At 67.1% G+C, this 24,627-nt stretch carries 22 protein-coding genes; 10 read left to right on the top strand and 12 right to left on the bottom strand.

Annotation, left to right across the window (positions count from 1 at the left end; genetic code table 11):
- The first annotated feature begins 134 nt into the window (after nt 1-134).
- Nucleotides 135-344, top strand: coding sequence for a hypothetical protein (locus tag J2X92_RS11950; RefSeq protein WP_175543292.1), 210 nt, complete (start codon nt 135-137; stop codon nt 342-344).
- 18 nt (nt 345-362) lie between these two features.
- Here the strand turns inward: J2X92_RS11950 and J2X92_RS11945 are convergent, their stop codons facing one another.
- From J2X92_RS11945 to J2X92_RS11910, 8 genes are read right to left on the bottom strand one after another with little or no spacing between them, the layout of a single operon-like run.
- Nucleotides 363-989 carry a LysE family translocator gene (locus J2X92_RS11945; protein WP_307575929.1) on the bottom strand — a complete coding sequence of 209 codons (627 nt, stop codon included), beginning with the start codon at nt 987-989 and terminating at the stop codon, nt 363-365.
- Nucleotides 990-1,021: 32 nt separating this feature from the next.
- The gene (locus J2X92_RS11940) at nt 1,022-1,291 is read right to left on the bottom strand and encodes a DUF2277 domain-containing protein (RefSeq protein WP_307575927.1); all 270 of its coding nucleotides are present in this window, start codon (nt 1,289-1,291) and stop codon (nt 1,022-1,024) included.
- A 12-nt stretch (nt 1,292-1,303) separates the two neighbouring features.
- Nucleotides 1,304-1,729 (bottom strand): GNAT family N-acetyltransferase, encoded by a 426-nt coding sequence (locus tag J2X92_RS11935; protein WP_307575926.1) that lies wholly within the window; start codon nt 1,727-1,729, stop codon nt 1,304-1,306.
- 28 nt (nt 1,730-1,757) lie between these two features.
- Complete coding sequence (gene mnmH, locus J2X92_RS11930) at nt 1,758-2,831, bottom strand: tRNA 2-selenouridine(34) synthase MnmH (RefSeq protein ID WP_307575925.1); 1,074 nt, start codon at nt 2,829-2,831, stop codon at nt 1,758-1,760.
- Nucleotides 2,824-3,627: a phosphonate ABC transporter, permease protein PhnE gene (gene phnE / locus J2X92_RS11925; protein ID WP_373424829.1), complete on the bottom strand. Its 804-nt coding sequence runs from the start codon at nt 3,625-3,627 to the stop codon at nt 2,824-2,826. The genes mnmH and phnE overlap by 8 nt, the downstream gene beginning before the upstream one ends.
- On the bottom strand, nt 3,624-4,475 hold the full coding sequence (locus J2X92_RS11920; protein ID WP_307575923.1) for a PhnE/PtxC family ABC transporter permease: 852 nt from the start codon (nt 4,473-4,475) through the stop codon (nt 3,624-3,626). The genes phnE and J2X92_RS11920 overlap by 4 nt, the downstream gene beginning before the upstream one ends.
- Nucleotides 4,472-5,311: a phosphonate ABC transporter ATP-binding protein gene (locus J2X92_RS11915; protein ID WP_307575922.1), complete on the bottom strand. Its 840-nt coding sequence runs from the start codon at nt 5,309-5,311 to the stop codon at nt 4,472-4,474. Before J2X92_RS11915 ends, J2X92_RS11920 begins: the two co-directional genes overlap by 4 nt.
- A gap of 31 nt (nt 5,312-5,342) precedes the next feature.
- Nucleotides 5,343-6,200 (bottom strand): putative selenate ABC transporter substrate-binding protein, encoded by an 858-nt coding sequence (locus J2X92_RS11910; RefSeq protein WP_307575920.1) that lies wholly within the window; start codon nt 6,198-6,200, stop codon nt 5,343-5,345.
- A gap of 119 nt (nt 6,201-6,319) precedes the next feature.
- Between J2X92_RS11910 and selD the strand changes: the two genes are divergently transcribed.
- From selD to J2X92_RS11880, 6 genes are all read left to right on the top strand, one after another.
- On the top strand, nt 6,320-7,408 hold the full coding sequence (selD, locus tag J2X92_RS11905; protein WP_307575919.1) for a selenide, water dikinase SelD: 1,089 nt from the start codon (nt 6,320-6,322) through the stop codon (nt 7,406-7,408).
- Between the two features lie 106 nt (nt 7,409-7,514).
- Nucleotides 7,515-8,018 carry a hypothetical protein gene (locus J2X92_RS11900; RefSeq protein ID WP_307575918.1) on the top strand — a complete coding sequence of 168 codons (504 nt, stop codon included), beginning with the start codon at nt 7,515-7,517 and terminating at the stop codon, nt 8,016-8,018.
- A gap of 14 nt (nt 8,019-8,032) precedes the next feature.
- Nucleotides 8,033-8,476, top strand: coding sequence for a ribonuclease HI family protein (locus J2X92_RS11895; protein WP_307575917.1), 444 nt, complete (start codon nt 8,033-8,035; stop codon nt 8,474-8,476).
- A 55-nt stretch (nt 8,477-8,531) separates the two neighbouring features.
- Nucleotides 8,532-8,780, top strand: coding sequence for a DUF3297 family protein (locus J2X92_RS11890; protein ID WP_055804087.1), 249 nt, complete (start codon nt 8,532-8,534; stop codon nt 8,778-8,780).
- Nucleotides 8,781-8,993: 213 nt separating this feature from the next.
- Complete coding sequence (locus J2X92_RS11885; RefSeq protein ID WP_307575915.1) at nt 8,994-10,814, top strand: pectate lyase; 1,821 nt, start codon at nt 8,994-8,996, stop codon at nt 10,812-10,814.
- A gap of 21 nt (nt 10,815-10,835) precedes the next feature.
- Entirely contained in the window at nt 10,836-11,357 is a 522-nt protein-coding gene (locus J2X92_RS11880; protein ID WP_307575914.1) for an O-acetyl-ADP-ribose deacetylase, read from the top strand.
- A 21-nt stretch (nt 11,358-11,378) separates the two neighbouring features.
- On the opposite strand, the gene J2X92_RS11875 is transcribed toward J2X92_RS11880, so the two are convergent.
- Nucleotides 11,379-17,399, bottom strand: a complete 6,021-nt coding sequence (locus tag J2X92_RS11875) for an alpha-2-macroglobulin family protein (RefSeq protein ID WP_307575912.1) — start codon at nt 17,397-17,399, stop codon at nt 11,379-11,381.
- A 151-nt stretch (nt 17,400-17,550) separates the two neighbouring features.
- On the opposite strand from J2X92_RS11875, the gene opgC reads away from it, so the two are divergent.
- Entirely contained in the window at nt 17,551-18,693 is a 1,143-nt protein-coding gene (opgC, locus tag J2X92_RS11870) for an OpgC domain-containing protein (RefSeq protein ID WP_307575911.1), read from the top strand.
- A 9-nt stretch (nt 18,694-18,702) separates the two neighbouring features.
- On the opposite strand, the gene J2X92_RS11865 is transcribed toward opgC, so the two are convergent.
- Nucleotides 18,703-19,503 carry an SGNH/GDSL hydrolase family protein gene (locus J2X92_RS11865; protein WP_307575909.1) on the bottom strand — a complete coding sequence of 267 codons (801 nt, stop codon included), beginning with the start codon at nt 19,501-19,503 and terminating at the stop codon, nt 18,703-18,705.
- A 355-nt stretch (nt 19,504-19,858) separates the two neighbouring features.
- Between J2X92_RS11865 and J2X92_RS11860 the strand changes: the two genes are divergently transcribed.
- Both J2X92_RS11860 and J2X92_RS11855 read left to right on the top strand, forming a co-directional pair.
- The gene (locus J2X92_RS11860) at nt 19,859-20,395 is read left to right on the top strand and encodes a hypothetical protein (protein ID WP_307575907.1); all 537 of its coding nucleotides are present in this window, start codon (nt 19,859-19,861) and stop codon (nt 20,393-20,395) included.
- Between the two features lie 13 nt (nt 20,396-20,408).
- A complete protein-coding gene (locus tag J2X92_RS11855; protein WP_307575906.1) occupies nt 20,409-21,710 on the top strand; it encodes a tetratricopeptide repeat protein in 1,302 nt (433 codons plus the stop codon).
- Between the two features lie 13 nt (nt 21,711-21,723).
- Here J2X92_RS11855 and J2X92_RS11850 read toward each other — a convergent pair whose 3' ends face one another.
- Nucleotides 21,724-23,199, bottom strand: coding sequence for a rhomboid family intramembrane serine protease (locus J2X92_RS11850; RefSeq protein WP_307575904.1), 1,476 nt, complete (start codon nt 23,197-23,199; stop codon nt 21,724-21,726).
- 13 nt (nt 23,200-23,212) lie between these two features.
- On the bottom strand, nt 23,213-24,610 hold the full coding sequence (gene argH / locus J2X92_RS11845) for an argininosuccinate lyase (RefSeq protein WP_055804120.1): 1,398 nt from the start codon (nt 24,608-24,610) through the stop codon (nt 23,213-23,215).
- Between the last annotated feature and the right edge of the window lie 17 nt (nt 24,611-24,627).

The following is a 24,627-nucleotide window of genomic DNA, read 5'->3' as shown; positions in this document are numbered from 1 at the left end:
GTTCCACATCCGGTAACGAACTTCACGCCCCGGCCTCATCGCAGATACGGAGCCGAGACGGAGGTGGCCTTCAATGCAGCTGCCGGCTTGCGGAGGCAAGCCGTCTTTCCATAACTCCAAGGAGAAATCAAATGATGATGAAGACACTGGCCCTTCTGCTTGCCGCATCGGCCGCCCTGGCCGGCTGCGTGGTGGCACCCTATGACCGTCCGGCGCCGCGCGCGCACTATGGCTACGGGGACCGCGACCGCGACGGTGTGCCCAACCGCTATGACCGCGACCGCGATGGAGACGGCGTGCCGAACCGCTACGACCGCAGCCCCGGCAATCCGTACCGCAACTGACGCTGGCCGGAGTGCGCTTCAGGCAGGCCTGCGCGCGAGCAGCGCCCACACGCCTGCTGCGCTCAGCAGCGAGCCGCCCGCCAGGTTGAAGCGGCGCTGCGCGCGCGGCGACGAAAGCAGCCGGCGGGCCGATCCCGCAAACACGGCGTAAAGCGTGGCATTGAGCGAGGCCATGGCCACGAAGGTGACCGCCAGCACCCACAGCTGGTGCGTCACGTTCGCCGTCGGGCTCAGGAACTGCGGCAGGAACGCCACGAAGAAAACAATGCCCTTGGGGTTCAGCGCCGTCACCAGGTAGGTGTTGGCAAACAGCCTCCAGCGCGACGCGGGTGCGGCTGGCGCCGCCATGTCGGTCGATGTGATGCCTGCCCGCAGCAACTTGATGCCAAGGTACAGCAGGTACAGGCCGCCCACCCACTTCACCACCGTGAACCAGAACGCCGACGCGGCAAGCAGCGCGCCCAGGCCCAGCAGCGAAACCACCAGCGCGGTTGAATCGCCCAGCGCCACCGCGGCCACCAGCGGCACGTTGGCACGGCGGCCGTGCGAGATCGAATAACTGATCACCGTGAGAATGGTCGGTCCGGGAATGATCAAGAGCACGGCCGATGCGGCGACGAAGGCGAACCAGAGTTCAAGGGGCATGAAGAGTCTCCTAAAGTTTGTGGTCGTGTCGTTCAGGTGCCGAAGCGTGCGGCCGACTTGGCCTTGGCACGCTTGGCTTCGATGGCGCGGTCGCGCGGTTCGGCCGTGGTCACCAGAGAATCGATGAGCCGCGTTGCGCTGGCGGCCATTTCATCGACCGCGCGCTCGAAGGCTTGCTGGTTGGGCTTCGATGGCACGCTGAAGCCGCTGAGCTTGCGAACGAACTGCAGCGCAGCGGCACGGATCTCCTGCTCGGTGGCGGGAGGCTCGAAGTTATAGAGGGTCTTGATGCTTCTGCACATGGGAGCTCCATTTCATTCGATCAGACCGCGCTCCGCGGCCTGCGCCTGGTTCTCGAAAATCGCCATCGCGGTCTTCATGCGCCTGAAGCCGAACTTCTGATAGAACGGCTCCTTGCCGGCCACCGCATAGAGAATGATCTTGCGGTGTCCCGTCGAAAGCTCCACGAGCCGCGAGACGATCTCTTTGCCAAGGCCGGTGCCCTGGTGGCTCGGATGCACGGCGACGTCGCAGATATATGAGCAGTCGAGCCCGTCGGCCATTGCGCGTCCGACGCCGACCAGTCGGCTGTCGTCATACGCAAAGCACTTGAACATGCTGTTGGAAAACACGAGCTTCAATCCATCGGGCTGCTTGTTGCCGAGCGGTGCGGCCTGGTAGAGCCGCGAGAGTTCTTCCCAGTCGATGCCTTCGAGCGAATGGCGCCAGTCGAGTGTCATGGAGCGTGCCTGTTGTGTGTGTGGCCGGTCAGCCGGCGGGGTTCAACCGCAGGATGGCGTCCGCCACGGCTTCGATGCCGGGGTCCGTGAGAGCGAGTGCCGCCACCTGCTGCCGCTGCGGCCATTTCTCGAAGTGGCGCGCTTGCGAGCGTTCATAGTGCGGATCGTAGTGAAGCGCCATCAGTTCCGCAAAGAGCGGCGGCAGATCGCCCTGGAGCGCCCATTCCTGCCAGCGCTGCACCACGGCCTTGCCCTGCATTTCCTTCAGCCTCTCGAGCTGGGCCGCGAGCGCAGCCCGGTCGTCGCCCAGGTAGGCGTAGTCACGCAGCAGGTAGTCGAGCCGCGTGGCCGCATCGGCCTGGATTTCGATGCACGCAGCCGCACGCATGTGCGCAACCAGCGGAATCGGCACCGAGAGCCGGCCGATGCGCGCGCTCTCGCCTTCGACGTAGAGCGTGCGCGATGGGTCGATCGCATCGAAGCAGGTGGCGATGCGTGTCTCGAACTGCTTTTGCGAAGGCTGCGGCACGCCGGGCAGGGCGCCCAGCAGCGAGCCCTTGTGGCTCGCGCAATGCTCCAGGTCGAGCACCTGCTCGCCGCGCGCCGCCAGCGCCTGCAGCACGCGCGTCTTCGCGCTGCCGGTGGCGCCGCAGATCACCCGAAGCTCCAGCTTGGGCACCGTGGCTTCGATCTGCGCCAGCACGTGGTGGCGAAAGCTCTTGTAGCCGCCGGCAAGCTGCTGCGCGTCCCACCCGACCAGGCGCAGCCAGGTCACCATCGACCCGCTGCGCAGTCCCCCGCGCCAGCAATAGACGAGCGGGCGCCAATTGGCGGGCTGATCGGCAAAGCGCTCGCGCAGGTGCCGTGCGAGATTTGCGGCCACCATCGCGCCGCCGACGCGCCGCGCCTCGAAGGCGCCAGTCTGCTTGTAGATGGTGCCGACGATGCGGCGCTCTTCGTCGTCGAGCACCGGGCAGTTGATGGCCCCGGGAATGTGGTCGAGCGCGAACTCGGAGGGCGAGCGCGCGTCGATGACGGTGTCGAACCGGTGCATGTCGGCCACGCGCGTGGGCTGGTGGCGCGGATTGTCGTGCTCACGCATGGGCGTGCCCTAGGTTGCGCCGCAGCCGACCGCTCGCCAGGTCGACGAGGGCCACCAGCCCGAACATTGCAATCAGTACGGTCATGGCCTGCTGCTGTTGAAAGATCGATAAGTGAAAGTAGAGAAGCTGCCCCAGGCCACCGCCGCCGACGAAGCCCAGCACCGCGGCCATCCGGATGTTCATTTCCCAACGATACAGCGCATAGGCGATCCATTGCGGCAGCACGAGCGGAAGGCTGCCGTAGCCGAAGGCCGCCACCGCGCCGGCACCGCCCAGCGCCAGCGCCTGCTCGGGTTCGCGCGGCGCGTTCTCCAGGCTTTCGGCGAACAGGCGGCCGAGCACGCCGGTGGTGTGCAGCGCGAGCGCCAGCGCGCCGGCAAAGGGGCCGATGCCCGCGGCCAGCACCATGAGCGCGGCCCACACCAGCTCGGGCACGCTGCGCAGAAAGTTCAGGACAAAACGGCAGCCCTGCCGCACCAGCAGGCCCGACCGCCCCGAAGCTGGCAGTGCGAGCATGGCGGCGCCCGCGGCCGCGAGCAACGTGCCGAGCGCCGACACGGCGAGCGTTTGCAGCGCGCCCCATGCCGTCTTGGCAAGGAAGGCGCTCGACAGATCCGGCGGAAAGAACTCGGCGATGAACTTGCCCATGAAGCCGATCGATTCGGACGTGAAGAGGGCGCTGTAGTCGATGGCCAGGTACGCGAAGCTTGCCACCACGCCCGCGAGCACCAGCGCCGATGTGGCCCAGCAGCGGATGCAGCGAGGCGGTCCGGCCAACTTCACGTGCCCTTTCATGCCAGCAACCGGCGCAACGCATTGCTCAGCGCGTCCGCGAGCAGCACCAGCACCAGGAACACCAGCAGGATGCTGCTGGCTTCGCCACCGTTGAGCATCTTCATCGACTGGTCCATGAGCTGGCCCAAACCGCCCGCGCCCACGAAGCCCATCACGACCGAGGCCCTGACGGCGCACTCCCACCGATACACGGTGTACGAGACGAGCTCCTGCCCGCAGTGCGGCAACAGGCCGTAAACCAGCGCGGCCATGCGGCCGCTGCCGCTTTCCATCAATGCACGGGCAGGCCGCGTGTCGGTCGATTCGAGCACCTCGGCGTACACCTTGCCGAGCATGCCGCCGTAGGTGATGGCCAGCGCCAACACGCCGGCCGCGGGGCCGAGGCCGAGCGCGCGCACGAAGACCAGCGCCCAGACGATTTCGGGAATGGCGCGCAGCACCATCAGCAAGGATCGCCCGACTTGCCGCACCACGGCCGCTTGCGAACGCCCCGGGCCGGGCCCGATGCGCGACACCGAGAGCGCGCGCGTGGTCACGAAGGCCAGCGGCGCACCGATGGCGAACGCCAGCGCCGTGCCGGCCGTGGCCATGGCCAGTGTCTCCAGCGTGGCCTTGCCCAGCATCGCAAGAAACTCCGGCGCGGTTTCGGGCGGCATGAAGCCGGCCAGGAAGCCGCCGATGACCTGCAGGTTGCCCGGCGCGAACAGTGCAGAGGGCGCGAAGCCCGACAGCTGCAGCATCGGCCATGCGATAACGAATGCGGCCAGGAGCCAGACCAGGCGCCGGCGCGCCAGCGGATCGCGCAGTGCGGGCGCCGTGCGTGGCGGCAGCGGTTGCGCGGTGGTCACAGGCAATCCGGGCGCTCGACGGAATTCGCGGAAACGGCGGCGAATGTCCTGGGTGCGATGTCCAGAGGCAGCCCAGGTGCCTGCATCGGCAGTCCGCCTTCGCTCGCATAGAGCGCCGCGAGCATGGGCTCCGTCACGTTGCCGACGGGCTCGTCGAACACCACTTGCCCACTGCGCATGCCCACGATGCGCGGAAACCAGCGCAGCGCCAGGTCCACCGCGTGCAGGGAGGCCACGAAAGTGGCGCCCGTTGCTTCGCTCTGCGCCACCAGCTGCTGCAGCGTGGCGTCGGCCAGTGTCGGGTCGAGCGCGGACACCGGCTCATCAGCCAGCAGCAGCGCGGGCCGCTGGTAGAGCACGCGTGCAATGCCCACGCGCTGAAGCTGGCCGCCCGAGAGCCGGTCGCATCTGTCGAACAACCGGTCTTCGAGCGAGAGCCGCGACAGAACTTCGTGCGCGCCTTCGAGGTCCGACGGGCGCAGCAGCGAGCCGAGCGCGCGCATCGTGGTCCATTGCCCGAGCCGCCCCGAGAGCACGGCGGTGACCACGCGCAGGCGCGGCGCGATCGGCGGGCTCTGGTGCACGGTGCCGATGCGCGACCGCAGCTTGCGCAGCGCCGGCGCGGCCAGCCGCCATGGCGCCTCGCCGAGCAGCTGCACCGTGCCTTCGCCCGGCCGCAGCGCGGCGCCGAGCACGCGCAGCAGCGTGGTCTTGCCGGCACCCGAGGGACCGATGACTGCCAACCGATCGCCATCGCGCGCGGCGAGCGACACGTCCTGCAGCGCGCGATGGCCGTTCGGGTGCACCAGCCCGGCGTCGTCGAGCGAAAAGCTCACGCGGCGGCTCCGGCGGCGCGCCCAGGCCGTGTCACTTGACCAGACCGGCCGACTTGGCTGCGGCTTCGATGCCGTCGTAGTTCGACGACTTGGTGGGCACGAACTTGCTCGCGCGCTGCAGGTTCATGATCTCCTTCATGGCCGGGTCCGTGGGGTCGAGCCTCAGGAAAGCCTCGGTGAGCTTCTTGGTCAGTGCCGGGTCGAGGCCGGGGCGCACCGTCCAGTTGTAGTCGTAGTAGGTGGGGGTGGTGGCCAGCACGCGCACCTTGGCGGCGTTCGGGTTCCTGCTTTCGACCAGCTTCTCCCACACCGACGCATTCAGCACGCCGGCTTCGGCCCGCGACGCGGCCACGAAGGCCACGGTGGCGTCGTGCGCACCCGAGAAAGCGACGGTCTTGAAGTCCTTCTCGGGATCGATGCCCGCCTGCATCAGGAAATAGCGCGGCATCAGGCTGCCCGAGGTGGAGGAGGGCGCGCCGAACGCGAAGGTCTTGCCCTTCAGATCGGCCAGCGTCTTGGCGGTGCTATCGACCGGCACGATGAACTTGCTGGTGAACACCTCGTCTTCGGCACGCTGCACGATCGGCACCGCGCCGCCATTGGTGCGGATTCGGGCCTGCACGAAGGTGAAGCCGCCGAGCCAGGCCAGGTCGATCTTGTTCGTCGCCAGGCCCTCGACCACGGCCGCGTAGTCGGTCACGGGTGTGAACTGCACGTCCATGCCGGTTTCCTTCTTCAGGTAGTCGCCCAGAGGCGTGAACTTGCGCTGCAGTTCGGTGGGCGCCTCGTCGGGGATGGCGGACACGCGCAGCACCTTGCCTTGTGCCGAGGCACCCAGGGCGAGGACGGAGAGCGAAAGCGCAAGGGCAATGCGGAAGAGGGGTTTCATGGAATGGCGCAGGGTGGCGCTAGAGAGGACGGTCAACCCTCGATTGTAGAAACCCGCGCGCGGACGCCATTCCTGGCCCCCTTCGATAATGGACGACCGCCTCCGATCTGAATTGCGCCATGACCGACATACCGACAGTTTCCGCCCCCAACCCGCTCAACCCGCTGGCGCCGCTGCGCCTCACCAGCTTCTCGCATGGCGGCGGATGCGGCTGCAAGATCGCGCCCGGCGTGCTGTCGGAAATCTTGAAGAACAGCGGCGGCGGCCTGATTCCGCCCGAGCTGATGGTGGGCATTGAAACCGCCGACGATGCGGCCGTGTACCGCCTGAACGACAAGCAGGCGCTGATCGCGACGACCGACTTCTTCATGCCCATCGTCGACGACCCCTACGAGTTCGGCCGCATTGCCGCCACCAACGCCATCAGCGACGTCTACGCGATGGGCGGCAAGCCGATCATGGCGCTGGCGCTCGTTGCGATGCCCGTCAACCAGCTGCCGGTATCGGTCATCGGCGACATCGTGCGCGGCGGGCAGGACGTGTGCCGCGCGGCCGGCATCCCGATTGCGGGCGGGCACACCATCGATTCGGTCGAGCCCATCTACGGACTGGTGGTGATGGGCCTGGTCGATCCGTTCCAGGTCAAGCGCAACGCCGAGGCGCGCGCCGGCGACGTGCTGGTGCTGGGCAAGCCGCTGGGCGTGGGCGTGCTCTCGGCCGCGCTCAAGAAGGAGAAGCTGTCGCTTGCCGGCTACCGCCAGCTGATCGAGAACACCACGCGGCTCAACACCCCGGGCATAGCGCTGGCCGCGATGCCGGACGTGCACGCGTTGACCGACGTGACGGGCTTTGGGCTGGCCGGCCATGCGCTGGAGCTCGCGCGAGGCGCCGGGCTCACCGCCACCATCGACTGGTCGCGCGTGCCGCTCTTGGACGGTGTTGCCGAGATGGTGGCGGACGGTTTCGTGACCGGCGCTTCGGGGCGCAACTGGGCCGGCTATGGCCAGGAAATCGATTTAGCCGGCGGCCTCCCCACCACCGCGCAGGCACTGCTGAGCGATCCGCAGACATCGGGCGGGCTGCTCGTGAGCTGCGCGGCCGAATCGGCCGATGCGGTGCTGCAGGTGTTCAGGAGCGAAGGCTTCGCGCACGCCGCCGTCATCGGGCGGATGGAAACAGGCCCTGCGCGTCTGCGCTTCTCGGCGTGAAGACCGCGACGGCCACGCGGGCCGGCGCGGCGCGCGACTTCGGGCCAGAATGCAATCCAGGGGAGACACAACGTCGTCTTCGGCAGTCCACAACGGAGGTCGCATGATGCGCAAATCGGTTCTCTACATTCCGGCCCTTGTTGCCATGGCCGCCGCAGCCGCGCTCGTTGCCACGGGCGCGCAGGCTGCCGAGGTAGTGCGCTGCACCGATGCCGGCGGAGCCATCGTCTACACCGACGGCCCTTGCCCGCCGGGTAGCCGGCTCTCTCGCCAGGTGCCGCTCACCGAGCCGGTGACCGTGATCCCGTCGGCATCATCGTCCGGCGAAGCGCGGCGGCCTGCGAACATGCCCGCACCGCGCGCGGCATTGCCACCGCCGGCGGTCGGCAGCGCACCGCAGGGCCCGGCCATCATTCCGCGCAACGTCGACGAGCCGCGCCAAGCGCCTGAGGCGGCGCCGCCGGTCTACAGCTGGGGACCGGAGCCGTACTACGACGGCGGCCGTCCCATCGTTCGTCCGCGCCACCCTCGGGTGCAGGAGGACCCGGGTCCGCCGCCGGGCCAGCGGCCCTGCCAGAACCTGGCGGGTATCAAGCGCAACAACTGCTGAGCCCGCGGGAGCCGATGCCACCCAGCCACTGGACCGTGTACTGCGACGGCAGCGCGATGCCGAACCCCGGCCGCATGGGAGCCGGCGCGGTCATCACCGAGCCCGACGGCACCCGCCATACCTTGTCGCTCGCGAGCCATGCCGTTGGCTGCAACAACGAGGCTGAACTGAGGGCGCTGACGCTCGCGCTCGAAGAACTGAAGGCAAGGGGCGCGACGGCCGTGCTGGCCTATACCGACAACAGCATCCTCGTCGAGCAGCTCGGCGCGCCCGGGGCGAGGCCGATCGCACGCATGGCCGGCCTGTTCGAAGATGCCCGTGCGCTGCTGGGTTCGTTCGAGGAGGCGAACCTGCGATGGGTGCCGCGGCACCGCAACCAAGAGGCCGATGCGCTCGCGCGCGCGTCGCTGGGCTTTGCACCGAAGCCTGCGGCCCGAACGACGAAGAAGAAGCGCTAGCTGCTGGCGCAGGGCGTCGGCCGGGGCTTCGGAGAGACGCCATATCATCCGCGTCATGACAGAAGCCACTCCTCTCCCGCCTCTTCCCGACCACCTCTCCTGCGACCCGCGCAGCCCGCATCACGTGGCGGCCGTTTTCGAGCACGACGTCGGCATTCGTTTCAACGACAAGGAACGCCTCGACGTGGAGGAATACTGCATCAGCGAAGGCTGGATCAAGGTGCCCGCGGGCAAGACGGTGGACCGCAAGGGCAAGCCGCTCTTGATCAAGCTGAAGGGCCGGGTCGAAGCGTTCTACCGCTAGGCCTCTTTGGCCTGCCCCTTCCGGGGCGCACGCCCCGGACTCCTTCCTACAAAACATTTGCATACAAAAAAGCAGCCCATCTTGCATCTTTAGTTGTCGTACAACTTGAAGCTAGATCTGCCAGAAATGGCAGAATTTCCAGTGACTCATCGGACATCGTATGAGTTGAAAAGTACCAAAGCGGCTGAACCGCTCTACAACTGGAGACAAAAGATGAAACGCAGGAACTTCGTCATCTCGACCCTTTCTCCGCTGGCGCTGAGCGCATGCGGAGGCGGCGGCGGAGATGGCCCCACCTTTCCCCCGTTCCCCGTTCCCCCGCCGGCCCCGGCTCCAGCCCCGGAACAGCCGCCAAGCACCGAGGTGCTGGCGCGCAAGGCGATGCGCCGCGCCGCCGGCTTCATGGACGAAACGGTGTCGTACCGCGGCGGCTACGTATGGGCCTACATGCCGGACTTCTCGACCATCTGGGGCGAGATGGAGGCGCGCCGCACCATGTGCTGGATCCAGCCGCCCGGCACGCCGACCGCGGGGCACTGCATGCTCGACGCGTATCACGCGACGGGCGACGAACTCTTCTACAACGCCGCCGAGCGCACGGGGCTCGCGCTCATCGAGGCGCAGCACCCCTCGGGCGGCTGGAACTACATCCACGACTTTGCCGGCGAAACGTCGCTGCGCGACTGGTACGCCACCGTGGGCGCCAACGGCTGGCGGCTCGAAGAGTTCCAGCACTACTACGGCAACGCCACCTTCGACGACGCGGGCACGGCGGTGTCGTCGCAGTTCATGCTACGCATGTATCTGGAGAAGAAAGATCAGCGCTTTTTGGCGGCGCTGCAAAAAGCCATCGGCTTCGTCACGCAGGCGCAGTTCGTCGGCGGAGTGGCCGAAGGCGGCTGGCCGCAGCGCTATCCGCCGTCGCCCGATGCGATCTCGTCGATGCCCCTGCCCAATCCGCAGCAGCTTCCCGCGGGCGCCACGGCGGGCATGGAGGACGGCGACTACACGCGCCACGTCACCTTCAACGACGACGTGGCGGGCGAGAACATCAAGTTCCTGCTGATGTGCGTGGTGGCCCTCGGCGACCAGAGCCTGGTGCCGTACATCACCCGCGCGATGGACTGCCTGCGCCGCATGCAGCAGCCGGGGCCGCAGGCCGGCTGGGGCTTGCAGCACTTAGCGACGGACCAGAACGGCCGCCTGGCCGGGGAGCCCGCCGGCGCGCGCAGCTACGAGCCGAGATCGCTTGCCACGCACACCACGCAGACCAACGTGCAGCAGCTGTTCAACTATTTCCGCCTCACGGGCGATCGCGGCTACCTGGCACGCGTGCCGGAGGCGCTCGACTGGCTGGACAGCTGCAAGCTCACCGACACCATGATCGCGGAGAACCCGCTGCTCAAGGGGCGCACGCATCCCACCTTCGTGGAGCTCGGCACCAACCAGCCGCGCTTCGTGCACCGCTACGGCTCGAACATCCACAACGGCGCCTACTACGTCGACCATGACCATCGCGCCACGCCGAGCCACTACTCGGCGGGCCGCAGCATCGACATCGCGGGCATGCGCCAGACCTACGCCCAGCTCAACGGCATGAGCGACGCCGCCATCCAGCAGATGGTTGCGGCGTCTCCGCTGCTGCACGGAGAGCAAAGGCCGCTGCCAAAGTACTTCTCGCTACGCGAGGTGGACTTTGCCGACCTGTTCGCCGACCGCGTGATGACCAGCCCTACCGTGACCGCGACGGATGCGGTGGCGGTAATGGACAAGCTCGACCCGAAGGGCTACTGGCTCACGCCGCTGTCGGCCGTGACCAACCCCTACAAGGGCGATGGGCCCACCACGCCGTACACGGGCGATGCCTATCGCAGCAAGCACGTGGGCGATGTATTCGACACCTCGCCCTACGATCCGGCGGACCCGCCGCTGATCGAGCCTTACGTGAAGAAGGAGCAGCCGCAGGGGATCACGGTGGCGAGCTTCGTCAGCAACATGGGCAAGCTCATCGCGTTCACCGCGCCTGTGGTCTGATCCGTGCCTAGGGGCCACACCATGCAGAAAGCTCTTCGTGCCATTCGCGGCGACATCACCACGCTGAGGGTCGATGCGATCGTCAATGCGGCAAATTCTTCGCTGCTGGGCGGTGGCGGCGTCGATGGCGCCATCCATCGCGCGGCCGGACCCGAGCTCGTGCATGAGTGCCGCCTGCTGGGGGGTTGCAAGACCGGCGACGCCAAGCTGACCAAGGGCTATCGGCTTCCGGCCCGGTTCGTCATTCACACCGTCGGGCCGTTCTGGCGCGGCGGCTCGAATGGCGAGCCCGAAATGCTCGCATCGTGCTATTGGAAGTCGATGGAAATCGCAGCGCAGTGCGGCGCACGGACGGTCGCGTTTCCATCGATCAGCACGGGCATCTACGGCTACCCGATCGAACTCGCAGCGCCCATCGCGGTGGCCACGGTTCAGTCGGCGCTGGCGGCAGGCACAAGCGTGCAGGAGGTCACGTTCTGCTGCTTCTCGGATGAGAACCTTGCCGTGTACCAACGGGCGCTTGCGACAGCGGGGGCTGCATAGAAAAGCAACCCCCGCCAAGCCTTACTTCGCAGCTTCCACCTTCACGCGCGCATTCGGCGTCTCGCCGAACATCTCCGGCGCATACATCGCCTCGACGCGGCTCGGCGGCAGCGCGAAGTCGCCCACGTTGTTCAGACGCACGGTGTACTCGACCTTGACCACACCCTTGGGCAGGTATTCGTAGTAGCTGCGGAAGGCCTCGAAGCTGCGCTCCTCGAACGCCGGCCAGCCGGCGCCCGACTTCTTTTCGCCTTGCGTGGCAATCTGCGAGTCGCGGCCCAGGCCGCTGCCCAGGATGGTGGCGCCGCCCGGAATCGGGTCGCTCACCACGACCCAGGTCATGTCCGCGCTGGCGTTCACCTCGACGGTCACGCGCAGCACGTCGCCGCGTGTGTACTTGCCCGCCGTGGCCTGCTCGACCGGCGTGATGGTCTTCTTGATGGCATATCCCGCAGCGAACGGCGCCTTCAACTGCACTGCGGCAATCGACTGCATCGTGAGCCATGGCTTGCCGGTGCCTTGCTGGGTGACAAGCAGAGTGTCGCGCACCGGTGCGCCGGTGGGTGATGCAGCCCAGGGCATGAACATGGTGTTGTTCTTCAGGTTGCCCGGCGAAGCAGGCGCGCCATAGAAAGTGGCCTGGTTCGGTGCACCGGCCGCGTCGGTGGTCTTCACGCGCGTGACGTTGCGCCAGTCGACCTGGGCCTTCACGGCACCCAGCGTGGCGGCGGTGACGCCGGCCACCGGCGTGCTTTCGAACACCTTGGAGAACTTTTCGAGTGCGAGCCCGCCCCACAGGTTGGCGGTGGTGGTGTGCCAGGCGCCGTTCTGCTGGCGTCCGATGAAGCCGTTGGCCAGCTTGCCGATATCGTCCTTCCAGGCCGGATCGTCCATTACGCTGAGCAGGAGCCGCGCGGTGTTGACGTCGCCGTTGGTCATGAGCCACCACCAGTAGTCATCCTGCTCGGTGCTGAAGACCAGCTTGGTGCCCTGGTACGACAGGCGCGCCTTTAGCACGTTGTTGGCTTCATCCAGCCGCTGCTGGCGTTGCGGCACGTCCTGCACGCGCTTCAGGATGTTGAGCCAGTCGATCACGGCGCCGGTGGGCCACTGGTTCGGCGCAATGGTGATGCTGCCGAGCATGCTGCCCTTGGCCGTGCCGTAGCGCGACAGGGCCTCGAGCGCGGCGAGCTTGCGCACGTCCAGGTCCTTGCGCGGGCTCCAGAACTCGCGCTGGATGCGGCCTTCGACAAAAGCGATGAGGCCGGATTCCATTGGCGCGCGCGCTTCGTCGGGCAGCGCAAAGGCCGGGTTCAGCGCCGCCGCCTCATGCGTTGCCGCGAGCAGGTAGGAGGTCAGGATGTCGCTGCCGCGGTTGGACTCGCCGTCGCGCGGCGGAAAGTAGCTGGCCAGGCCGTCGCTGTCCAGGTAGGTCGGCAGCTGGGCCAGCACGCCCTGCCACATCTTCGCGTCCCGCAGGCCGACCGACTTGCTGGTCTTCTGTTCGAGGCAGGCGAAGGGGTAGTTGGCGAACCAGTCGCGCACGCCCGGCAGGCCTTCGGCGAGCTTGGGTTGCAGAGAAAGCTTCAGGCCGCCGCGGCCGGGCAGGGCGTCGGCGGGCGGTGCCACGTCGAGCGTGAAGGGGCCATCGACCTGCACCAGCGTGGCCTGCTGCACCGTGAGCGGCACCGAGGGCACGATGCGCTGGCGCACCTTGAGCGCATCGCGTGCGCCGCCGAGCGTGTCTTTCGCCTCGATCTCCCACAGGATGGCTTCGGCACGCGTCTGCGCGAGCTGCGCGGGTGCGGTCACGGTCCATGCGACTTCACGCGCTTCGCCGGCCGGGATGTCCACCGTCTGCGTCTCCAGTGTGAGCAGCGTGGCGCGCGGCGTGGCTTCCACCTTCATGGGTTTTTGCGTGGTGTTGCGCAGCGTGATCTGGGCGCGGAACTGGTCGTCCTCGCGCACCAGCGGCGGCAGGCCGCTGATGATCTGCAAGTCTTGCGTGGCCTGGATGCTGGCCTGGCCGGTGCCGAAGAGGCTGGTGCCCGAATCGGCCACGGCCACGATCTTGAAAGTGGTGAGCGCGTCGTTGAGCGGCACCGTCACCACGGCCTGGCCGTTGGCGTCGAGCACCACCTTCGGGTTCCACAGCAGCAGCGTGTCGAGCAGCTCGCGCGTCTGCCCCTTGCCGCCGCCGCCGCCCGCGGGCACGGCCTTGCGCCCGTAATGGCGTCGGCCGACGATTTCCATCTGCGCGGTGGAGGTGGAGACGCCCCAGCTGCGCCGTTGCAGCATGGCGTTGAGCAGGTTCCAGCTGTCGTTGGGCATCAGCTCTAGCAGGGCCTGGTCAACCGCGGCCAACGCCACTTCGGCACCGGCCGCAGGCTTGCCGTCGGGCAGCTTGGCGGAGATGGTGATCTGCGCCTTGCTGCGCACCGGGTAGCTGGGCTTGTCGCTGGTCACGGTCACGTCGATCTGGTGCGCGCGAGTGCCGACGCGAATCTCGGCCATGCCGAGGCGGTAGGCGGGCTTGCTCAGGTCGACCATTGCAGTGGGCGCGACGTATTCCTTGCCTTCGTACCAGAAGGCGGTCCACCACTCGCGCGGTGCCTTGAAGCCCCAGGTGAAGAAGCTGTACCACGGCACTTCTCGCAGGCGGCCGCGCAGCGCGAGCACGCTCACGTAGGCGTTCGGTCCCCACTCGGGCTTGACCTGCAGGCTCACGGTCGGGTCCTTGCCGTCGAGCTGCACCACCTGGGTCTCGATGATGCCTTCGCGTTCGACCGATACCAGCGCGGTGGCAAAGCGGAACGGGCTGCGCACCTGGAACTTGGCCGTCTCACCGGGCTGGTAGCTCTTCTTCTCGGGCAGCACGTCGATGCGGTCGTTGTCCTCGCCGCCAAACCAGAGTTCGCCCTGCTTGGTGACGTACACCGAGCTGGCGGCGCGGCTGTCGCGGCCTTCGCTGTCGGTGGCGCTGGCCACCAGCTCGACCTCGCCGGGCTCCTTCAGCTCGGACTCGCACAGCAGCAGGCCGCGTGCATCGCTCTTGCCGCTGCAGACGGTGCCGATGTCCTTGGTCTCCGTCTTGTTGTCGTAGGTGTAGAAACCGCCCACCATGCGCTTGCGGCTGGTGGTGGTGATGCGCGCCACGGCGCGCACGTTGAGCGTGACGCCGGCCTGGGGCTTGCCCGAAAGGTCGAGCGCGAGCGCCTGGTACTTGAGCTTCTGGCTCGTCGAGACCCAGCCTTCGGTCTTGATGCCTGCAATGACCGACGCGGGCCACAGCGTCTGCGTGCTGCGGATGGTCTGCACCTCGCCGTTCGGATCGGCATAGGTGGCCTCGAGCAGCAGCTCGCGCGCGGCCTTGACCTTGGGCACCTTGTCGATCGTGACCTTGCCGGCGCCGTCCTTGTTGAGCGTGAGGGGCAGCTTATCGGCAATCACGCGGGTGTCGCTGGCGCTGTTGATGTCTTCTTCGCCGCCTGCTGTCTCAGCGGCGGCCGCCTGCGCGCCCTCGGCCTGTACGCGCGGCGGGTTGAAGCTGAAGGCGTCATGGTCGGCAAAGCTCAGGCTCTTGCCGCGCACCATGGCCGACACGCGCACCGGCAGGTTGGCGGCGCCGCCTCCGGCCACGTAGTTGATCTGCACGTCGGCCGGCACCGAGAGCACGTTCACCAGCGGCTTCTTGTCGGTGGGGGCAATGCGGCCTTCGAGCACGGGCAGGCGGAATTCCTCGACGCGGAACTGGCCGGTGGAGAAGCTGCGATTGCGGCCGCTCTCGTCGCCGTCGCCTTCGGAGTCGCCGCTGTCGGCGTCCTTGCCCTTGCCGGTGCGCAGCATCACTTCGTACACGCCGAGCTTGGCGGCCGGCGGTATGGCAAAGGTGTTCTCCGCGCTCAGGCCGCCAGTCGGCGTCTTGCGCCAGGCCAGAGGCTGCGTGAAGCGCTGGCCGCTGCCGGTGTGGGTCACCACCAGCGTGTCGGGCCGGTTCTCGGGCAGGCCGAACCCCTTGCTGGTCTGGGTGCGGATCAGGTGCTTCATCGACACCGTTTCGCCGGCGCGCAGCAAGGTGCGGTCGAAGATGGTGTGCGCCACGCGGTCGGGCTCGGGCTGCAGGTTGGTGGGCACGTTGAAGCGCCAGGGCTCGATGCCACGCTGCCAGTCGCTCCAGGTGAAGGCGAGGTCCTCGACGCCCTTGTCGTCCTTGGCGCGGGCGCTGACGAACCATGCGCCGCTGTTGTATTCGTCCGGGCCGTTGCAGCTGGGCGCCTCGGGCGAGATGCCTGCCAGGGTGACGATGCCCCGGGCATCGGTGGTGCCGCTGGCCACGGCCTTGCCGTCGCAGCCGGACACGCGCACCTCGGCGTTCGGCACCACCTTGCCCTTGTCGAGCGTGGTGACCCAGGCCATCGAGTTCTCGCGGCCAAGCTTGAAGTGCACCGCCAGGTTGGTGGCCAGCGCCGTGGTGCGCACGTACATCGTGCGGCTCGCGCCGTAGCGCTCGTCGAGCAGCGCGTCGCCCAGCTTCTGCGAAGCGATCTCGAGCACGTGGAAACCGGGCGTGAGCGGAATGCCGATGACTTCGAAGGGCCGCGGATCGCCGCTCTCGGCCTTGGGCATGTCGAGCGCCTTCACGCCGGGTTGGCCTGCAAGCAGGGACAACATGCGGGTCTGCAGGCTGGTGCGGTCGTCCTTGTCGATGACAGGCGGCAGCGTGCCGTTGATGTCCTTGCGCGCCTGTTCGCGCGAGATGGTGTAGTTGTCGTAGCGGCGCACCTTGCGAAACCACGCGATGATTTCAGCATCGGTCTTGGGGTTCATGTCGCTGACCTTGCCGGGCGTGAGCGCCTGCACCATGAGTGCGGGCTCCACGCGGCGCACGGTCACCGGCATCATGGCCGGGGTACCGGGTTCGGCCAGCCGCTCGACCACACCGAAAGGCGAGGCCGCGAACTTGGCCAGCGGCGGCATGGCGCCGGTCGCCACCTTCAGCGGAAAGGTGCCGGGCGAGGCCAGCGGCCGGCCCGATGCGTCCTCGAACTTGGCGGGCAGTTCGATGGTGAACTTGGTGTCTTCCGCGAACGGCGGCGGGAAGCTCGCCGAGCTGACCACGTCGTCTTCGCTGGGCTTGCTGCCGTCGTTCTCGAGCGTGGCGGCCAACGTCTTGCTGCCGCCCTTGAGCTGGATCTGCGCGGCCAGCTTGCGCGTGATGGGCGCATTGAACTGCAGCTGCATCGGCCGCAGCGGCAGGCAGGCGGCCTGCGCGTTCTCGCGTTCGCAGCTGAACGAGACGGCGAACGGCTCGCGCACCTGGAAGCCCAGTCGGCGCTCTACGTTGTTGGCCACACCCGAGGGCGTTGCCACGCCTTTGCCGTAGACGATCTGCACCTTGCTGCCGGGCGTGAGCGTGCGGTTGCATTGCAGCGCAATGAAGCGCAGCGGGTCCTTGGCGGCGTCCTTGTCGCGGCCGAAGGCCTTGAGAAGGCCCGCGCGCTGCTCACCGTCGAGCAGTTTGACGGGGATGCGTTCGCCGACGCCATCGGCCGCGCACCAGACGTTCTGGCGCACGCTTTCCAGGGTGGCGGCGCCGTTGAGTTCGAGCACGAACATCTGCTGTTCGTCGATTCGTTCGTAGCTGCCCGGCATGAAATTTCGCACGAACGGGCCTCCGCTATTGAACTGATAGCGATCGGGTCCAGTCAGCTCGCCGCCCGAAGCAGGCTTGAAGGTTGGGATGCGCGTGACGGTGCAGCGCACGCCGGGCGGCAGGTCGTTCTCGAAGTCGTAGACCCAGGCTTTCGCATCGGTCCAACGCCCCGTTCCCTTGCCGGCTTGCGCGTCGGAGCAGCTCACCGCGAGCGGCGCGGGCGCCTTCGGGTCACCGAAATTGACGGCCGGCTGGTCGAACTTGGCAACGATCTGTCGCACGCGTGCCACTTCGCCTTGCGGCGTCAGGCTGGTGATCTGGAGGGCATGGCCCGGCGCGGCAAAAAAGGCACTGCCGGCCAGAAGCAATGCTGGAATGGTTCTTTTCAATTTTTTTCTCCACCTTGAAGCACGCGCAGCGTAGCCGATTTGCAAGGCGGTTCGGCTGTGCCAGTCGCCATATGCCTCGCCGCGACTTCATACAATCGGCACCGTCGTGCGTGCGCCGCGCGGACCGCCACCAAGACCTCGCCGCCGACCGATGAAACGCTACTGGGAAATAGACGCATTGCGCGGGCTGATGCTCGTGCTGATGACCGTTACCCATTTGCCGACACGCCTCACCGACCCTCTGGGCCAGCCCTTCGGCTTTGTTTCGGCCGCGGAAGGCTTCGTGCTGCTGTCGGCCTTCGTGGCCGGGCTGGTCTACAGCCGCATCGGCCATGTGCGCGGCGTCGACTCGATGCGCCAGGCGTTCTGGCGGCGCGTGGTCAAGGTGTATCTCTGCCAGGCGGCGATTCTGCTGTTTCTGTTTACCGTGATCGCGGCGCTGGGGCTGCACATCGACCAGCCGGCGGTGAAGAACCTGGTGTCCTACTACCTCGCGGAGCCACGCGCCGGCTTCCTGTTCGGCCTGCTGCTCATCTACGAGCCCCCGCTGCTCGACATCTTGCCGATGTACATCTTCTTCATGCTGATGAGCCCCTGGGTGCTGGCCTTTGCCATGCGCCACGGCTGGATGCTGGTGATGGGCGCCAGCGCGACGCTGTGGGCGCTGGCGCAGTTCGGCCTGAGCGAATGGATCTACGAGCTGGCGCAGCGCCACCTGGGGCTGCCGGTGCCATTCCACGAAATGGGCGCCTTCAACACCTATGCATGGCAGTTCCTGTGGTTTTCGGGCCTGTGCCTGGGCGCCAGCCGCAACCAGCCCGAGGCGCGTCCGCTGCGCTTTCCGGCCTGGCTGTGGTTGCCGGCACTGGCCATTGCGCTCTATGGGTTCTGGTGGCGCCACCACGGCATCAACGGCCAGGCGCCGTTCGGTGGCGACGTGGAACTGAACCTGCTGTTCGACAAATGGCAGCTGGGGCCGCTGCGCATCGTCAACCTGGTGGCGCTGGGCGTTCTGGCGGTTCGCTTCGGACCGTGGTTCATGCGCAAGATCCCGCGCCTGCACTGGCTGGAGGCCATGGGCTCGGCCTCGCTGCCGGTGTTTTGCGCGCACCTGGTGGCGGTGCTGCTGGTGCTGGCCTTCTATGGCGACAACCAGATGGCGCGGCCTTGGTGGGGAGACGGCCTGCTGCTGCTCACGGTCTTCGCGGGCATGTACGCAGTGGCGCGCTTCACGCGCGGGGCCGACCTGCCGCCGCCGGCGGACGATATGCCCACGGAGCCGGCGCGGGCCTGAGAAGGCGCGTCAGGGCGGCGGAGCCGCCGGCGAGGTCATCGGTAGCGGCATAGGCATCGGCACCGACGAAATGGCCGGGCCCGCTGCTGGCAGGCGTGCCGCGATGATCGACTGCCACAGCCGGTAGCCCTCGTCGGTCAGGTGCAGCCGGTCGCCGCGGAACAGTTCCGGCCGCGGCCGGCCGTCGGCGCCGAGCATGGGCGTGAAGACGTCGATGTATTCGCTGTCGGGCAAGCGGTTGAGGTAGGCGGAAATCACGTTGTTGGTTTCGCGGATCAGCGGCATCAGGTGCTCGCGCGAGGGACTCGGCTTGACCGAGATGAAGCTGATGCGCGTGTTGGGCAACTCGGCGCGCACCGCATTGGCAAATCGCGCAAAGCTTTCGAGCACCTGCAGCGGCGTGCGGCCCTCGGCCAGGTCGTTGTCGCCAGCGTACACCAGCACCTGCCGCGGCTTGTAGCGCACCACCAGGTCGCGCGCGAACAGGCTGCAGTCGGCCATGGTCGAACCGCCGAAGCCGCGGTTGACGATGCCGGGCACCTGGCGGAAATCCTGCGAGAGGTTCTTCCACATGCGCACGGTGGAGCTGCCCACGAACACCACGCCGCCGGGTGGTGGGAACTGCTGCTGGTCGGCCCGGGCGAAGGCGGCGAGCTCGTTGTGCCAGCGCGCCTTTGCGGCAAGGTATTCGGAGGAAGCGTCTGCGGCCGTGGCGCCGTCCGCCTCGTAAGGGAAGGCGGCCGACGCGGTCTGGGCATGCGAGGCAAGCGCTGCCGTCAGTAGTGCGGCGGCGAGCAGCGCGGATTTCATCGAAGGCGGCATCGGGAAGACAACAAGAAGCAGATCAGATGGTTTTCTCAATGAGGGCGCCCTTGAACACAACGGGACCCTTCGGACCGCTGCCCGGTGGCACGCCGCCCTTGGCTTCCAGCGTAACGGCCAGGGCCGGGACGGCGTGGACATCGGATTCTGACGCAGGCAGCCGCAAGGGGCGACGAGTCGCTGCAGCTCTGGGCATTGGCCTGCATGAAAAAGGTACGGCCGAGCCGTGCGGGCGGATTCAATTCCTCGGTTGCGAAGCCCCGCCCGCCGCCCTCAGGAAACAATCGGCAACGTATACTGCCTCGCAAAATCGGAGCGGGGCGCACCAAGGTGCGGGGCGGGAATGAAGCAAATTGCGATCGTTGTCGCGCTCTGCGTGGGCGCGTGGTATTTCTTTATCGGCGGGCGCAAGCTCGACGAAACCATGGTGCGCCAGTACTACGAGAAAGAGGCGCACGCCATCTACTCGCGCGACGCGGAGAAGCTGTGCGAGCAGCTTAGCAAGAAGGCCGTCATCCAGAGCAAGACGGTCATGATGGGCCGCACGCAGGAGACCACCAGCGACCGCGAACAGGCCTGCGATTCCGTGCGCAAGACCTTCAAGATGTTCGAGACGGTGGGCGAGGCCATGGGCGGCATTCTCACCATCGAGTACGAATACCACATCGACAGCGTCCAGATTGCGAGCGACCGCAAGAGCGCCACCGTGGAAGGTACCAGCGTGCTGAAGATGGGCGAGGCCGCGATGCAGTTCAAGAGCAGCTTCACGCAGCGGCTGGAGCGCGAACTGGGCAAGATGCGGCTCGTGCGCGGAGACGACGTCACGGTGGTGCGCCTTGGCGGGCGCGGCGCCATGAGCCAGAGCGACTTCTTCAAGTAAACGGGCTCGCATCATGCCCGCCAACGATTCGCTCCCGCCACCGCCGCCGTTCTGGCACCGCCTCAACAGCTTCTTCGCGTTTCCGTTCCAGCTGCGGCCCTTGATGTACGGCCTGGCGCTCGCGTTCTGCAGCCTGCTGTTCGAGGTCATTCCCTTTCTGCACCCGGGGCTCTCGCTGCTGCTGATCGAGCTGGGCATCGTACTGGCGGCAAGCCGCTATGGCTTCAAGGTGACTGCGCTCGGTTCGCGCGGCATCCGGCAATCGGCCGATTTTCCGCGCGAGCTGGATGAGGACTGGGCCAACCTGCCGTGGAAGCTGTTCGCCATTTCGGTGGTGCAGGGCGCGCTGATCGGATGGCTGGCGTGGTTCTCACCCGTGCTCGGGACCGTGGCGCTGTTCGTGGTCTCGTTCACCTTTCCGGCCGCGGTGATCGTGCTGGTGCAGTCGGCCAGCTTCTTCCAGGCCATGAACCCTGGCCACGTGATGGATGCGATGCGCATCATCGGCTGGCCCTACGCGCTGCTGTGCTTCTTCCTGTTCCTGCTGAGCACGGGGGCGCAGATCGCGATCGGCGTGCTGCTGCCGATGATCAATGGCGTCATCGTGCTGCCGATTGCCAATTTCGCGTTCATCTACTTCGGCTGGGTGATGGCGAGCCTGCTGGGCTATGTGATGTTCCAGCACCATGACGCCTTCGGCATCGACCTGTTGCCCGGCGGCGGCGTGGACGACGGCGCGCCGGTGGACCGCCGCACGCCCGAGCAGATCGCCGCCCAGCGCACCGACGCCGAAGTGGCGCAGCTGGTCACCGACGGAGACGTTGCCGGCGCGCTGGGCGTGGCCTATGAAGCGCAGCGCGTGGCACCGGCCGACGACCTGGCGGCGCAGCGCCGCTACCACCGCGTGCTGCTGCTCTCGCCCGACAAGGCGGCCACCTTGCTCGACCATGCGCGACGCTACGTTCCGCTGCTGCTGCAGCGAGATCTCGCGTCCGAAGCGCTCAAGGTCTTCAAGGCCTGCCGCGAGAAGGACAAGGCTTTTGTCCTCGACGATGCACCCACGGTGATGTCGCTGGCCAAGGCCGAGTGGCGCAACGGCGATGCGCATGCCGCGCTGGCGCTGCTGTCGGGCTTCGACCGGCGGTTTCGCGGGCATGCGGCCATTCCGCAAGCCTATGAACTGGCGGCCCGGGTGCTGGTGCAGGGCCTCGGCCGCACCGACATGGCGCAGCCTATCTTGACGACGCTTGAATCGCGCTTTCCGGACAGCGAGCAGACGCAGGAAGTGCGCTGGCTGCTGCGGCCGACCGCCTAGGTTGCCTGGCTGATCAAGCGCGCTCGAGGGCGCGCGTCACCATGTCGTTGGGCGCGATCCGCAGCAGGTGCGGCAGCCAGCCGACAGCCATGTCGCGCTCACCGGCATGCAGCAGGCCATTGGCGCAGACCGACAGGGTGTCGGCCAGCTCGGGATGGTCGGGCGCGGTCTTCAACAACACGCGGCACAGCTTGTCGGCATCCTGGAACTGGCGCACGCGCGTGAAGCGGCGTGCCAGGCGCGCCATGTCGTCGGGCTTGAGCCGTGCGCCCGGCTTGGCCTGGTCGAGGTAGGTCTTGTAGCTGGCGTGCTGCAGTTCCAGGGTGTCCGGATCGGTGCCTGGCAGCCGGAAGATGCGGCGCGCGGCCCGATGAAAATCTTCGCCTGCGGGCTGCAGCCGCGCGGTGTTGAACCAGGCACGCAGCGTGTCGGTGTCGCCGGGGCGCAGTGCGGCGGCAGCGCGCCATTCGGCCGTGGCTGCCTCGAACTTCATGGCAGCGCCCAGCCGACGTGCCGCGGCCACGTGCCGGTTGAAGTCGCCGTTGTCGGCCGATTGCTCGGAGGCCACGGTCTCGGGCGTCTTCACCCGTCCCAATGCCATGGCGCAGGCCATCAGCGTGGCGCCCGCCAGCAGGCCGCCCAGATGGGCCATGTAGGCGATGCCCTGGCCGCCCACCAGGTGCTGGAGCAGCTCGTTGGCGATCCAGGCCGGCAGCAGCAGCAGGGCCGGCGCAGTGACGTAGTTGAAATAGAAGAAGAGCTGGTAGAAGAACCGGATGCGCCGCAGCCGGTACATCACGGCATACATGCCCATGAGCGCCGACACCGCGCCCGAGGCGCCGAGGCCGTAGGTGCCCTTGCCCGCATAGGCCCAGTCGGCCAGCATCGACGCGCCCACCGCGCCCAGGATGTAGAAGCTCAGGTAGGTGCCCCGGCCCAACGCCAGCTCGACCGAGAACCCGAACAGGAAGAGGAACAGCATGTTGCCCAGCAGGTGCCCCGTGCTGCCGTGCAGGAAGGCCGCGGTGACCCAGGTCCAAGGCTTGAATTCGGCGTCCTTCGTGTAGTCCTGCGCCCAGTGTTCAGTGAACGGCGCGGGCCGCATCGATTCGTACTGCTGGCGGTCGCGCTTCCACTCGGCATAGCGCGGGTTGGCGGGCGTGACGACAGCATCAGACCGCAGTTTCTGCAGGAACGCCTCTTCGCGCTGCATGCCGTCGAGCAGCAGCCCTGTTTCCTCATGCGCCAAGAGCCGCCTGGCGGACTTGGCGCGGGGCGAGCGCGTTTCCTCGAGCCAGGCCACGAAGGGCGGCAGCTCCAGCTCGGGCAGCACGCTGTGCGCGTAGTAGTGGGCCGCACGCTCGTCGGCCTTTTCTTCGCTGCGCTGCGGTCCCCAGAACACGATCATGTTCACAAGGATCAGCAGCACCGTCATCCACGGTGGATTGCGCCAGCTCGGTTTGTTCTCGAGCGGGATGGCGTAGAACAAGCGGCGCTTTCGATCAGGCGAGGCGTGCGCGATGGCGCGCGATCTGCGCCTTGACCTGCGCCGGTGCGGTGCCGCCCAAGATGTTGCGCGCGTTGAGCGATCCGCGCAGGCTCAGCACGTCGTACACGTCCTTCTCGATCTTCGGATTGAACTGCTGCAGCACGGCCAGCGGCAGTTCCGCAAGGTCGACCTTGTGCGAGGTGGCCGCTTTCACCGCATGGGCCACGGTCTCGTGCGCGTCGCGGAAGGGCAGGCCCTTCTTCACGAGGTAGTCGGCCAGGTCGGTGGCGGTGGCGTAGCCGCGCAGGGCGGCGGCTTCCATGGCCTCGGGCTTCACGGTGATGCCGCCGATCATCTCGGCAAAGATGCGCAGCGTGTCCTTGAGCGTGTCGACGGTGTCGAACAGCGGCTCCTTGTCTTCCTGGTTGTCCTTGTTGTAAGCCAGTGGCTGACCCTTCATCAAGGTGATGAGCGCCATCAGGTGGCCGACCACGCGGCCGGTCTTGCCGCGCGCGAGCTCTGGCACGTCGGGGTTCTTCTTCTGCGGCATGATCGAAGAGCCGGTCGTGAAGCGGTCGGCAATCTGGATGAAGCCGAAGTTCTGGCTCATCCAGAGAATGAGTTCCTCGCTCATGCGGCTGATGTGCACCATGCACAAGCTGGCCGCGGCGGTGAACTCGATGGCAAAGTCGCGATCGCTCACGGCGTCCAGGCTGTTCTGGCACACGCCGTCCATCTTCAGTGTCTTGGCGACCAGCTCGCGGTCCAGCGGGTAGCTGGTGCCGGCCAGCGCGGCGGCGCCCAGCGGCAGGCGGTTGACGCGTTTGCGCACGTCCTGCAGGCGCTCGGCGTCGCGGCTGAACATTTCCACGTAGGCCAGCATGTGGTGGCCAAAGCTCACCGGCTGCGCCACCTGCAGGTGCGTGAAGCCGGGCAGGATGACCTCGACGTTCTTCTCGGCGATGTCCACCAAAGAGACTTGCAGCGCGACGAGCAGTTCGGCAATCAGGTCGATTTCGCCGCGCAGCCACAGACGCACGTCGGTGGCGACCTGGTCGTTGCGGCTGCGGCCGGTGTGCAGGCGCTTGCCGGCGTCGCCCACGAGTTGGGTCAGGCGGGCCTCGATGTTCAGGTGCACGTCTTCCAGGTCGAGTTTCCACTCGAAGGCGCCCGATTCGATTTCGCTGCGGATCTGCGCCATCCCACGTTCGATCTCGGCGTGGTCCTGCGCGGCGATGATGCCCTGCGCGGCCAGCATGCCGGCATGCGCCAAAGAACCCTCGATGTCCGCCTGCCACAGACGCTTGTCGAAGAACACGCTCGCGGTGTAGCGCTTCACGAGGTCGCTCATGGGTTCGGAGAACAGGGCCGACCAGGCTTCGGATTTCTTGTCGAGTTGGTTTTGAGTCATGGGAACCGTTGGAGAGG

Origin of the sequence: Variovorax paradoxus (assembly GCF_030811855.1) — a bacterium.
GTDB lineage: Bacteria > Pseudomonadota > Gammaproteobacteria > Burkholderiales > Burkholderiaceae_C > Variovorax > Variovorax paradoxus_L.
Note: the sequence above shows the minus strand (reverse complement) of the source record. Positions and strands in the feature narration are given on the sequence as shown.

What these genes read in the sequence shown, in the direction of transcription:
- J2X92_RS11855 (WP_307575906.1), top strand. Translation starts at nt 20,409, where the DNA reads ATGCCCGCCAACGATTCGCTCCCGCCACCGCCGCCGTTCTGGCACCGC.
- mnmH (WP_307575925.1), bottom strand. Translation starts at nt 2,831, where the DNA reads ATGCGTGAGCACGACAATCCGCGCCACCAGCCCACGCGCGTGGCCGAC.
- argH (WP_055804120.1), bottom strand. Translation starts at nt 24,610, where the DNA reads ATGACTCAAAACCAACTCGACAAGAAATCCGAAGCCTGGTCGGCCCTG.
- J2X92_RS11945 (WP_307575929.1), bottom strand. Translation starts at nt 989, where the DNA reads ATGCCCCTTGAACTCTGGTTCGCCTTCGTCGCCGCATCGGCCGTGCTC.
- J2X92_RS11885 (WP_307575915.1), top strand. Translation starts at nt 8,994, where the DNA reads ATGAAACGCAGGAACTTCGTCATCTCGACCCTTTCTCCGCTGGCGCTG.
- J2X92_RS11895 (WP_307575917.1), top strand. Translation starts at nt 8,033, where the DNA reads ATGCCACCCAGCCACTGGACCGTGTACTGCGACGGCAGCGCGATGCCG.
- J2X92_RS11935 (WP_307575926.1), bottom strand. Translation starts at nt 1,729, where the DNA reads ATGACACTCGACTGGCGCCATTCGCTCGAAGGCATCGACTGGGAAGAA.
- J2X92_RS11880 (WP_307575914.1), top strand. Translation starts at nt 10,836, where the DNA reads ATGCAGAAAGCTCTTCGTGCCATTCGCGGCGACATCACCACGCTGAGG.
- J2X92_RS11860 (WP_307575907.1), top strand. Translation starts at nt 19,859, where the DNA reads ATGAAGCAAATTGCGATCGTTGTCGCGCTCTGCGTGGGCGCGTGGTAT.
- selD (WP_307575919.1), top strand. Translation starts at nt 6,320, where the DNA reads ATGACCGACATACCGACAGTTTCCGCCCCCAACCCGCTCAACCCGCTG.
- J2X92_RS11890 (WP_055804087.1), top strand. Translation starts at nt 8,532, where the DNA reads ATGACAGAAGCCACTCCTCTCCCGCCTCTTCCCGACCACCTCTCCTGC.
- J2X92_RS11865 (WP_307575909.1), bottom strand. Translation starts at nt 19,503, where the DNA reads ATGAAATCCGCGCTGCTCGCCGCCGCACTACTGACGGCAGCGCTTGCC.
- J2X92_RS11950 (WP_175543292.1), top strand. Translation starts at nt 135, where the DNA reads ATGATGAAGACACTGGCCCTTCTGCTTGCCGCATCGGCCGCCCTGGCC.
- J2X92_RS11940 (WP_307575927.1), bottom strand. Translation starts at nt 1,291, where the DNA reads ATGTGCAGAAGCATCAAGACCCTCTATAACTTCGAGCCTCCCGCCACC.
- phnE (WP_373424829.1), bottom strand. Translation starts at nt 3,627, where the DNA reads ATGAAAGGGCACGTGAAGTTGGCCGGACCGCCTCGCTGCATCCGCTGC.
- opgC (WP_307575911.1), top strand. Translation starts at nt 17,551, where the DNA reads ATGAAACGCTACTGGGAAATAGACGCATTGCGCGGGCTGATGCTCGTG.
- J2X92_RS11900 (WP_307575918.1), top strand. Translation starts at nt 7,515, where the DNA reads ATGCGCAAATCGGTTCTCTACATTCCGGCCCTTGTTGCCATGGCCGCC.
- J2X92_RS11910 (WP_307575920.1), bottom strand. Translation starts at nt 6,200, where the DNA reads ATGAAACCCCTCTTCCGCATTGCCCTTGCGCTTTCGCTCTCCGTCCTC.